Origin of the sequence: Bacteroides sp. (assembly GCA_036351255.1) — a bacterium.
Classification (GTDB): Bacteria; Bacteroidota; Bacteroidia; order Bacteroidales; family UBA7960; genus UBA7960.
In genome coordinates this window covers 1-3,595 of sequence record JAZBOS010000159.1, presented here as the reverse complement: position 1 = coordinate 3,595, position 3,595 = coordinate 1, and the positions used below count along the sequence as shown (strand labels likewise).

The following is a 3,595-nucleotide window of genomic DNA, read 5'->3' as shown; positions in this document are numbered from 1 at the left end:
GATAAAACTTCGTGCACTTGGCGCCCTTTGTGGTTAATTTCCTTCGTGGATAAAACTCCGTGCACTTTGCGCCCTTTGTGGTTAATTTCCTTCGTGGTTTGGTTTCTTTTTCCTGTCCATCCAGAAAACGACGGTACCAAACCAGAGCACCGTACCGATCAGCATCAGGTCCTTATTGGTTTCCATGCCGATCGAGCCGGTTAGCACAAAAATCGAAGGGACTAGTGTTAAGCCAAGTCCGATAAATGAAAGTGTTTTAAGAAATATCAGCATACTTTTTTATACAACAGATTCTGTATTTTTCTTCTGGATCAGAAAACTTACGGCAATGTACAGTGCGGCCGCAATAAACCAACCGGGTAAACCGAGGAAATATACCTCCACACCGAAAAACAGGTAGAATACAAGGCCTATGATGAGCGTCAGGAACCAGCTGATTCCGGCAGCCCAGTTGAACTTGATGTTGGCCTTCTCCGCATAATAGGATTGGAGGCCCAATTTTTCGATCATGTAAAAATCGATAAAGATCACCGCCCCCATGGGCATCAGCACGAATCCGTAGATCGCGACGAATCCAAGCAGCTGCATAACCAGGGCCGGGAAAAATGCAGCGATACTTGTGACGAGACCGGTTACCAGCGTCACCTTCCACCTTTTCCATTTCGGATTGATCGATTGAAAGGCAAGACCAGCCCTGTAAATAGTTGGGTTGGCGGTAGTCCACCCGGCTATAACCACGCAGATGGCTCCGGCCAGGCCGGCAGCCTCATAGGCTATTTTCCCCGGGGCAAATTCACCCCCTGAACCGTACCGTGCCAGAAAGTAAGCATACAGGATACCGCTGGCCATCCAGGCGATATAATGACCCACATACATACCCGTTGCAGCAGAAAATCCATATTGCCATTTTTTCGCATAACGGAATATCGACAGGTCGGCCATCCCGATGTGCATGGCCATGTTGGCAAACCAGGCAAAAAAGATGGTATGCCAGATCGTGAATTTACTCTGACCGGCCAGGGGGACACCCGTCCAGATCTTCTCGTTTGCTGCACCCCAGAAATCCCCGATGGAGTTAATGCCCAATTCAGGCATGACGGCAAATGCGGCCGCCAGGAAGATCAGGATCATCCAGGGTGAGGCAAGATTGGCAAACCTGGAGACCTGTTCATAACCCAGGATCGCAACGATGGTGATCACCAGGCCGACAAGCAAGACGGTTATGACCCAGCCGATACTCGTCGGAAGCCAGTCCGTGAGGGTCGGCATGGCAATATCGAACGGTATACCAACCGCTGTGGCAGATACCGCGATCATGGATCCCGCGAGAAAACAGAACATCATACCATTGACAAGATTGTAAATGGTGACAAGCCGGTAGCCGCAGATCTTTTCAAGCTGGTAATAGAGGGTTATCCGTTTCCTGGTGGCGATGGGTGCGGTGAGAAATCCCCAGCTCAATACGGCAAGCAGGTTACCGATGAACAGCCCGGCAACAATCGCGGTGGCACTGGCCCCATGGGCTACAAAAAGCGGGCCTATGACAAATTCAGTACCCGCAGTATGCTCGCCCGCATACATGCCGATAAAACTTCTGAGCCCTTTACGCTTGTTTTCAGGGACCGGGGTCCTTTCATATTCCTCGATCGCATCGAGCCTGGCTACCAGTCTGTTTTTCTTCATCAGTAATTAATTATTTTTTCTGCCTGATGGAACTCACATGTTGCTAAAAATTATTTTCATGGGTTTTAGCATTCGGAGCAACATGTTCGTTTCATATGAACAGCAAAAAATTTACCCAAAAATATAATTTCAGCCCGATTTTGCTAACTTTCTCCGGTTTATTGGATTCTTTTTCAGGAAAATACCCTTGATGTTGCACCTGCTTTGATGTTGCGCGTCTCCCGACGGGTAACAATATCAATCTGTTTACGATTGAATCATGCATTGGGAGGCGCGATATCCTGTAACGTGCGACATCACGTGTCAAACAACGAATAACCTGAGATTTTCAAACCGGGAACCGGTTCACATTTTCTAAAAAGCAGAATTTCTTCGAGGTCCTTATCGATATTCCAGGCAGCATGCATCGTAATGGCAGCCCCAAGCGGCGTCACACTCGGGTTCAGCGGTGTGTAAATCTCCCAGTCACTCATCATCGTTGAAAGCAGGCGAAGAAAGATTTCATTGTTGCAAAACCTTCCGGCAAGGAAAAGTTTTTTCACCCGCGTATTCCCCTTTGCCATCCGGATGGACTGTAACTGCATATAAGCCAGGTCGAGGACCATATGATGATAGGCTTCCTCGAAATTGTCGAAAAGCTTCAGGTCGGCACGCTGGAGAAATTTTTCCGGGAACGGCCCTGAACCCTCCATCATTTCCGGGAAGAACTTTTTATACCGGTTATTCTCATGCACGATTTTTTTGATGAATTCAGGATTGAATTTAACGGTTTTAAAATAATCCTCGTCCTTCCTGAAATATTTCGATATCCTGTTGCTCTGGTAAAAATGTTCCTTCCCCAGGTAAATCCGTGAAGCCCTGACAGGCTTGTTCTTGTAATTGATATAGTTCAGGCAATCCCGGGAGATCTCAGCAGTTGTAAGGGGTTCGTTGCTGAAAGGATTGAAGGTAACATTCCAGGTACCGGTAATGGTGAGGATAAACGGATCCTCAAACAAAAGCTGGTATGGGATCAGGGCAGCAGAACTGTCATGAACACCGATTCCACAGGAGATGTTCCGCGTTTTGAACCGGATCTTTTCTGTATTGAATGTATTGATCAGCGGCGGAAAAAGGGAAATCAGCTTTTCCTTGTAGACCCAGTCATGTGGATGCTGTTTATCGAAATCCCAGAGGGAGCTGTGGCACCCGAGACTAGTAATTTCAGAATAGGTCTTCCCGGTATACAGATAAGAAAGATACTGCGGGAAATGCAAGGAATATTTGATCCGCTTGAACAGTTCAGGCTTCCTGTATTTAAGCCAGTATAATTGCAATCCGGAATTGAGGAACCCAAAAACCTCGCTGGATGTCTCCTGGGTAAACTTGTCCTTATCGCCGTATTTTTCGAGAAACGCCTTCAAGAGATCCTTTGGATAAGGCTTAAGATAGTTATAAAGCGGTGTTACCGGTTTCCCATTTTCAGCCAGGTTGACAAGACCGGCACCATATGTCGTAAAATTGACTGCTTCAATATTATACTGGGGCATTTTGATCGCTTCCCGGAAAGTAATCTTGATCCAGCGGGTAAGATCGTCAAGATTTTCGGAGGGAAAACCATCATCGTCAGGGATTTCCTTAAAAGCCACAATATCCTGATGAACAACCTGGTAGTCGCGGTTGAGCAGAATAAATTTCTTATTGGTTTTTCCAATGTCAAAAACGGCTATTACCGATTGCATATGTCAGTTTTAAAGTCCAGTGGCGAATGTATTTTTCCCCCTTTCCCCTATCAACTTTTCCCGTATTTCCAGTTCCCGGTATAATCCGATCGGGTCGAATGCTGCTTCCGCCCTGATCCTCGATTCTGCCAGCAGGGGCCGGACATCCGTCCGGAATGCGTCCTGTAACAGCTCCTGCGCCATCACAACAT

The 3,595-nt window shown here is 47.1% G+C and carries 4 protein-coding genes; all 4 read right to left on the bottom strand.

All coding sequences use genetic code 11. The annotated features are described in order from the left end of the window. Positions 1-81: 81 nt before the first annotated feature. Entirely contained in the window at positions 82-273 is a 192-nt protein-coding gene (locus V2I46_14905; protein MEE4178792.1) for a hypothetical protein, read from the bottom strand. A 6-nt stretch (positions 274-279) separates the two neighbouring features. Then, a complete protein-coding gene (locus V2I46_14900; GenBank protein ID MEE4178791.1) occupies positions 280-1,683 on the bottom strand; it encodes a hypothetical protein in 1,404 nt (467 codons plus the stop codon). A 296-nt stretch (positions 1,684-1,979) separates the two neighbouring features. Beyond that, positions 1,980-3,404: an FGGY family carbohydrate kinase gene (locus tag V2I46_14895; protein ID MEE4178790.1), complete on the bottom strand. Its 1,425-nt coding sequence runs from the start codon at positions 3,402-3,404 to the stop codon at positions 1,980-1,982. 9 nt (positions 3,405-3,413) lie between these two features. Next, on the bottom strand, positions 3,414-3,595 hold a 182-nt coding region (locus tag V2I46_14890; protein ID MEE4178789.1), incomplete at its 5' end, for a hypothetical protein.